The organism is Bartonella senegalensis OS02 (genome assembly GCF_000312545.1).
Lineage (GTDB): Bacteria > Pseudomonadota > Alphaproteobacteria > Rhizobiales > Rhizobiaceae > Bartonella > Bartonella senegalensis.
In genome coordinates, this window is record NZ_HE997540.1 from 1,108,286 (window position 1) to 1,115,077 (window position 6,792).

The 6,792-nt window shown below is 39.8% G+C and carries 5 protein-coding genes; 3 read left to right on the plus strand and 2 right to left on the minus strand.

The genetic code is table 11. The annotated features are described in order from the left end of the window. Nucleotides 1-3: 3 nt before the first annotated feature. Nucleotides 4-798, minus strand: coding sequence for a response regulator (locus BN200_RS04465; RefSeq protein ID WP_019221315.1), 795 nt, complete (start codon nucleotides 796-798; stop codon nucleotides 4-6). Nucleotides 799-963: 165 nt separating this feature from the next. Between BN200_RS04465 and BN200_RS04470 the strand changes: the two genes are divergently transcribed. From BN200_RS04470 to BN200_RS04480, 3 genes are all read left to right on the plus strand, one after another. Then, the gene (locus BN200_RS04470) at nucleotides 964-1,167 is read left to right on the plus strand and encodes a NepR family anti-sigma factor (protein ID WP_019221316.1); all 204 of its coding nucleotides are present in this window, start codon (nucleotides 964-966) and stop codon (nucleotides 1,165-1,167) included. Between the two features lie 7 nt (nucleotides 1,168-1,174). Then, nucleotides 1,175-1,729 (plus strand): RNA polymerase sigma factor, encoded by a 555-nt coding sequence (locus tag BN200_RS04475; RefSeq protein WP_019221317.1) that lies wholly within the window; start codon nucleotides 1,175-1,177, stop codon nucleotides 1,727-1,729. 227 nt (nucleotides 1,730-1,956) lie between these two features. Continuing rightward, nucleotides 1,957-3,378: a sensor histidine kinase gene (locus BN200_RS04480; protein ID WP_019221319.1), complete on the plus strand. Its 1,422-nt coding sequence runs from the start codon at nucleotides 1,957-1,959 to the stop codon at nucleotides 3,376-3,378. 997 nt (nucleotides 3,379-4,375) lie between these two features. On the opposite strand, the gene BN200_RS04490 is transcribed toward BN200_RS04480, so the two are convergent. After that, the gene (locus BN200_RS04490; RefSeq protein ID WP_019221323.1) at nucleotides 4,376-6,379 is read right to left on the minus strand and encodes a M23 family metallopeptidase; all 2,004 of its coding nucleotides are present in this window, start codon (nucleotides 6,377-6,379) and stop codon (nucleotides 4,376-4,378) included. Nucleotides 6,380-6,792: the final 413 nt, after the last annotated feature.

Here is a 6,792-nt window from a genome sequence, read left to right on the forward strand (position 1 = left end):
GTTCTAGGCTGCTTTGGACGCATTCTCTTTAAAAAATAAAGCCTGTGAAATAAGCGCCTTTACCATATCAGGATTAAAGGGTTTGGTGATTAAAAAAGTTGGTTCTGGACGCTCTCCGGTTAATAACCTTTCAGGAAATGCCGTAATAAAAATCACTGGTATATGATCATTTTGCAAAATGTCATTGACGGCATCAATGCCAGAACTGTTATCGGCGAGTTGAATATCAGCTAAAATCAAGCGTGGCTTTTCTTTATGATACAGGACAACAGCTTCTTGGCGGGTTCGAGCTATGCCGACCACCTGATGGCCAAGACTTTCAACCATTTGTTCAATATCCATTGCAATAAGAGGTTCATCCTCAATAATCATAACCTGTGTGGCAATTTGTTGAGAAATATCCGTTGATGCTTGGTTGAGAAGCTTGCGGAACTCCTTCGCATCAAGATTCATGATTTCACTGGCTTCTTGTTCATTAAATCCTTCAACAGCAATCAACAAAAAGGCTTGGCGTGCCCGAGGTGTGAGATACGATAATTTTGCACTGGTTTTTTGTTCGAGACCAAATTGTGGCAATGGTTCGGGGATATTCGGCGTGGTTTGGTCAAAAAGGTGGCAAAAAAGCCAATAGGTACCAATCCGGTCATTGGATGCTCTTGGAAAAATGGAAATATCAGCAATCAGCGCTTCCAACATCGCTGAAACATAAGCATCACCAGAGGATTGGCTGCCTGTCACAGAGCGGGCAAAACGTCTAAGATAAGGAAGATGCGGTGCAATGCGCGTTGATAATGACATGATTTCTAACTCCTTTGACATTTGAAGCACTTTGTTGATCGAAATCCTTCACAGAGGAAAAAGTTCCTCTGTTCGTATGGAACTTTTTACAGATAAACATATTTACAACCATAAGGCGAAAATTATTATAGCTGCTACTTATTATATGGATTAGGGGGGTAAAAAATGAACGACCGTGATGAAAAAAATCTCACCAATCATTTTACGTTTGGAGAGGATCTTCTCGGCGTCAATAGCGAAATAGCACGCAAGTTACGCCGGTTTTACTTGGAAATTCAGGAAGAAGCACTGCCTGCGCATCTGCTCGAACTTTTGGATAGGTTGGAGCAAGTAGAGCAATTTGGCTTAAAAAATATAGAAAAGGTTTGAATCCTTTATGGCGAAGCGCATGAAAGACTTTAAACAGGAACTGCTTTTAATTCTACCGTCTCTGCGGGCTTTTGCAATTTCTTTAAGTAACAAGCACGATAAAGCTGAAGATTTGGTTCAAGATACTCTTATGAAAGCATGGGCTAAGCAGGACAGTTTTCAAATGGGAACAAATCTCAAAGCTTGGCTTTTTACCATTTTGCGTAATGAATTTTATAGTCAAATGCGCAAAAGGGGCAGAGAAGTTCAAGACAGCGAAGGGGTCTTTACCGAAAATGTGGCTGTTCATCCTCCTCAATATGGGTCGCTTGATTTGCAAGACTTTAAAAAAGCCTTAAATCTTCTTTCTGCGGATCAAAGAGAAGCCATTATTCTGATTGGTGCTTCTGGGTTTTCTTATGAAGATGCTGCAGCGATTTGTGGCTGTGCTGTTGGAACAATTAAAAGCCGTGTGAGCCGCGCGCGTAATCGTTTACAGGAACTTCTCAAAGTCAATGGTGAATCCGATTATGGTCCCGATTCTTATTCGGCAGGGAGCACATTATGTTCATTTAACGGCTAAAAAAGTATAATAATTATGTTTAAGAGCCTTGTTTTTTTAATTCCCTTTATAGCTATTACAGTAAAGTCAGCATTTAAAGAAATTCATGGTGTTTATCGTAACTCCTTTGGAAAAAATAAAGGAAGCTTATAGAAACTCTCCAGTGGGTTTGTTGCACTATGATGCCATAAGGGCGCCCTCTTTTGCGCTGAAAAATGACGATTTTCAGGTTCGCTGATGGGAATTCTATGACAACAAAGACGAATTTGCTTCCTCACATATCCTCTTCTGATGCAATAATATCGCGTTGGCGTTGGTTGGCGATTATTGTTTCTCTTGTTATGGCTCTCTTGGCTTCGGCCTTTATTTTGTTGCTCTCAAATGCTGTTGATCGTGAAGTTGCACAGTTGAATACAAGTTCAGAACTGCGTGAACAGGCTGATTTGGTGCTGATTAGTTTGATCGATATGGCTGTCGCTGATCGAAGCTATGCAAAAAACCACAAGCCAGAAGATAAAGCACGCTTTGAACGTGCCGCGCGCACTCTTGACGATATCCTCGAGTATATTGAACTTCTTGTTTACGCACATCCGCAGTGGTATGAATGGTTTACTTCCTTTAAAAAAGAAGTCGAAGCGCGTAAAGTTTTTATGAATCACCATATGCATGCTCTTGAGGCGCTGCCTGATCAATCTTCTCAACCTTCTTCTTCTGAAGTCCCAAAGATTCAAGTGAAGCGTTTAGCACAATTGATGACAAGCTTTATTAATGGCGATGATGTGGTGCGGCAAAAACAGCGCGAGGGAATCGCACTGATGCGGGCTGCTTTAACATTGGCAGCGATTGTTTCTGTCGTGAGTACCTTTATGTCGGCCTATTTTGTCATTAATCGTTTTCACCGTGATGTACGCTCCTTAAAAATGTATCAATTGCTGCTGCATAGTGAAAATATAGCCCTTGAAGCTCGTGTAAAAGAACGCACGCAAGAATTAGAAAAAGCTCGAAATCACGCTGAGAAAGAAAGACAACGGGTTGAAATGTTGTTGCAAGATGTGAGTCATCGCATTGGCAATTCTCTTGGGACGGTTTCTTCTTTGCTAGGGCTCCAATTAAATCGCAGTGACAATGAAGAGGTGCGTTCTGTTCTTGGCGCAGCACGAGACCGTATCCAGACAATCTCCACAGCACATCGCCGTTTGCGTTTGAGTGATGATATGGAAACAACTTTATTGGCAGAATTTCTCAGTTCTGTGGTGCATGATGTTGAATTGGCAATGCCTCTTGAATTGCGCGAAAATATTACCATTCACACGAACTTTAAAGAGTGTCGATTGTCTTCAAGAGATGCAACAACACTGGGCATTATTCTTGGTGAATTGCTGACAAACTCTTTAAAACATGCCTTTCCTGATAAGCGCTCTGGTGATATTTACATCTCATTTGGTCCTCAAAAAGATGGGCAACTGATGCTCATTGTGGAAGATAATGGCGTGGGTATGAAGAACCAAATGCGAGAACAAAAAACAGGTCTTGGTCGGGTGGTTGTTGAACAGCTTTGTATGCAGTTTGGTGAAAAACCACTTTTTGAAACTTCTGCTTTGGGAGGAACAAAAATTGTCATTCCTTTGCCAAAATTAACTCCTAGTCTCTCAGAGGAATCCTCTGCTTGATTTTCTATAAAGAGGCAGTCCATAGAGAGCAAAGCCTTGACTGATAAAGTAATTTATTGTTTCGCATGTTGCATCAGTCTTGCAAATATATTCAGTTTTCTTCTCTCAGACCTGTCGATGCTCCCTCAATAAAAATCATTCCGTTCTCTATTATAAATCGGATTGGCGTGTGAGAAAAAATTCTTGCACAAAAAATTCTTACACAAGGGAAGCAAGAAAAGGAAGTCAAGAATATGCGTCTTATCAACTCTCTCAAGTTCCAAGGTGCCAAGGATTTTTGCAATATGGGGCTGTTGCGATATGGGTGCGTGTTGGCATTCTCGTAAATTGAACTTTGAAGTTTTTCTTCTACCCAGTTGATGTTCTCATCTGCAGGGGGGGGCGCTTTCATAGGTTAACAATCCTCAATCAAAGATATAACAAATTGTCCTTGTGGCAAAAGATGAAAAGGAACAAAGAGCAAAAAGAAGCAACGGATTTTATTTTGAGATGCTGTTTTGTTCTGCTTTTGCAAAGCACTTTTATTCTCTTCGAAATGAAAGGGATGCTAGATTATGATTCTCATCAAGCGTCAAGAATTGATCAATAACTTTTCTGCTTCGTTTATCAATATTCTTTCTTGTTCGCCTTTTCTGTTTTATTTTTTCTCTTTTTCGGCGGGAGAGGATGAAAGACAGCTGTTTTCATCGGTGTAAGTGTTTTTTTTAAAAGTGTGATGCGCATGATAAGCGAACAGCAGGGCAGTATTCATTTTAAAAATCTGTTGCTGTTTTTGACTTTTTCAGTTTTCTGCAATTAGCCTTAAAAGATAGTAAATGAATGACAAACTTTCTTTTTATTCACGCAAATGAGGAATCACGAGGCTTTTTTAAAATGAACAGAAAGCAAAAAGCCAAGGTTTCCTTTTTTGTTGTTTCACAACTTTTATGGTGTTGCTTTTTAACAAAAGATTCAAAGACAGTGATTTTCAATGAGCGAGAAGATTTTATTGTATGGTTTAAGAAGTATCTTCTGCTGGTTTGATCGGGCTGCTTAGCAAAGAATCGATATTATTTTTTTCACGTAAGAATGCTTGGAGATCTTGATTGGTTAAGGCTTTACTGTCCGGTATACGGATGCGCATAGGGTCAACTTTTACACCATTGACGATGATTTCAAAATGACAATGGGGACCGGTTGCCATTCCGGTTGTTCCAACATATCCAATGATTTGTCCTTGTCGTATTTTAGCGCCTGGTTTGATGTCTGGTGCATAACGACTTTGGTGTGAGTAACTGCTGATATATCCATTGGGATGTTGAATTTCTGTATGGTTGCCATAGCCGCCGCTGACACCCACTTTTATAACAATACCATCTCCTACAGCAATAATGGGTGATCCTTTTGGTGCAACCCAATCAACACCTGTGTGCATACGGACATAGCCTAAAATAGGATGTTTGCGTGGTCCAAAGGGGGAACCAAAGACGCCATTGGGAGTCGGTTTGCGCAGTAAAAAAGGTTTGGAGCTTTTTCCTTCTGAATCATAGTAATCGACGCTTCCGTCTTTCGATTGGTAACGGTAATATTTATATGTTGCATTGCCAAAGGTGGCACTAATATAACGAATTTCAGGATCTTTATTGGCTAAGTCTTTTGCTCTCAGGCTCTTTTGGCCATTTGGTGTTTCTTTGTTATTTTTTCCTGTCTCTCCTTGTTGCGGAACGGCATAAAATATTTCGAGTTGATCGGTTGGTGTTATACGACTTTTCATGTCAACGTTGGTGGCAAGCAAACGAATGATACGCTGCGAGAGAGATTGTGACATATTATGGCTTAGCACAGCATTATAGAGTGCATCATAAACTGTTGGTAATTGTGCTGTATTGACATAAGAATGCGGAATGCCATTCTGAAAAGCGGTTTTCAGGGCTTGAGACATTTGGGGTTCTGCACTTTCAACGAATTGCCCTTTATCATTGAGGGCTATGGTGAGAACATGATACATCCCCTGATAGATGCTTGCCCGTACAAGATGATCTTCTTCTCCAGCTTGTGTGACGATGCCAATGCGCAGAAGACTGCCCGCTTTCAGTGTTTCGGAACGGTTGAACAGAGCTAAAGTTTTTGCAACCTGTTCAATTTGCTCTTTTGTATAATTGGTTTCTTTAAAAGCTTCGATGATCTTTTGTTTTTTATGAATAGGGATAATATCTTCCGCATAATTCTTAGTAAGATCAATGCGATGATTTTGAGGAGAAACGGTCACATTTTCCTGAACAATGCGCACCTCTGGTGTATCGGTAAATTCGGAATTCGAGGACAAATCCTCTAATTTTAAGGGATCAACCAGTGTAAGAATCGACAGGAGCTTTTGGTTTTTTTCCAAAGTAAACCCAGCTTTTTGTAATTCTTGTTGTGCTTCATCTTCTGTGAGGATATCCGCACCATCAAAACTTAACTGATCAAGAATAAAATTATGATTGCGTAGGGTTATTTTGGTTTCCACCTTTGCACCATAAATTTCTCCAGAATCTTGTGGTATAGGAGAGGGAGGGAGCGAATCACTGGTAAACATGTTAAGGGCATCAAATTTAGGATAGTGGTATTTTTGTGGGCGCTCTTCAGCTAAGGACATGCGAATCCATTCAAAATTTTGTGTTTGAATGACTTTTTGATCACCTTTTTTTTGCAGAATTGATAATTCGAATTGACGCTTACTATCGAAACTTTGCCTGGCATGGGTTTGAGCAATACGATTGCCTTTATATCTATTGTTATCAGGATCTTGTGTTTTTGAAAGGCTTGTTGGCGTAAACCATTGTGGGGGTGTTACCAAGCGCTGTTGTTCATCAAGAGCGGCAAAAAGTGCAATTCCCATAAGAATGCAAGAAGTGATTCCAGTGAGAACTGTTCCTGTAAGCCAACGAACAGAAACTTGTCGATGAGCCGGCAGAAAACGTTTGACCACAAGAGCTGGGTCCAGTCCGGGATCATTTTTTTGTTGTTCGTTATCCCACATGGAATTTTATCGTACTCTTTTTAAATATCAAATGTGAAAAGTTCGCATAATCTAAAATGTTTTTACAAGAATTTGATTATTTTATAGAAAAAATGAATCTTTATGTCTCAAGCAATAGCTTTTCGCAAATATAATAGCAAAGAAAAACAGAAGAGCAACAACAGCATTCAATAAGATAACAATATCACACAACAAACCATTCACCATGGGTTTATGCCTCAAGGCGGTTTTGAAAACAGTATTTTTAAAAGGACAAAAAGCCATTTATGGTAGTATTTTCTGCAAAGATAACACTTTTTGATTGCAATTTATGGAAGAATTATTTATTTTAAGGAAAGTTTAGAAAAGATATTGACTCTTGTTGTGAAAGAGTACTATATAGCGATTGTGACGAGGGCGGTTGTCTTCTTAGG

Bases quoted from the DNA above. Each gene is read 5' to 3' on its own strand.
- BN200_RS04465 (WP_019221315.1), bottom strand. From the start codon at position 798: ATGTCATTATCAACGCGCATTGCACCGCATCTTCCTTATCTTAGACGT.
- BN200_RS04470 (WP_019221316.1), top strand. From the start codon at position 964: ATGAACGACCGTGATGAAAAAAATCTCACCAATCATTTTACGTTTGGA.
- BN200_RS04475 (WP_019221317.1), top strand. From the start codon at position 1,175: ATGGCGAAGCGCATGAAAGACTTTAAACAGGAACTGCTTTTAATTCTA.
- BN200_RS04480 (WP_019221319.1), top strand. From the start codon at position 1,957: ATGACAACAAAGACGAATTTGCTTCCTCACATATCCTCTTCTGATGCA.
- BN200_RS04490 (WP_019221323.1), bottom strand. From the start codon at position 6,379: ATGTGGGATAACGAACAACAAAAAAATGATCCCGGACTGGACCCAGCT.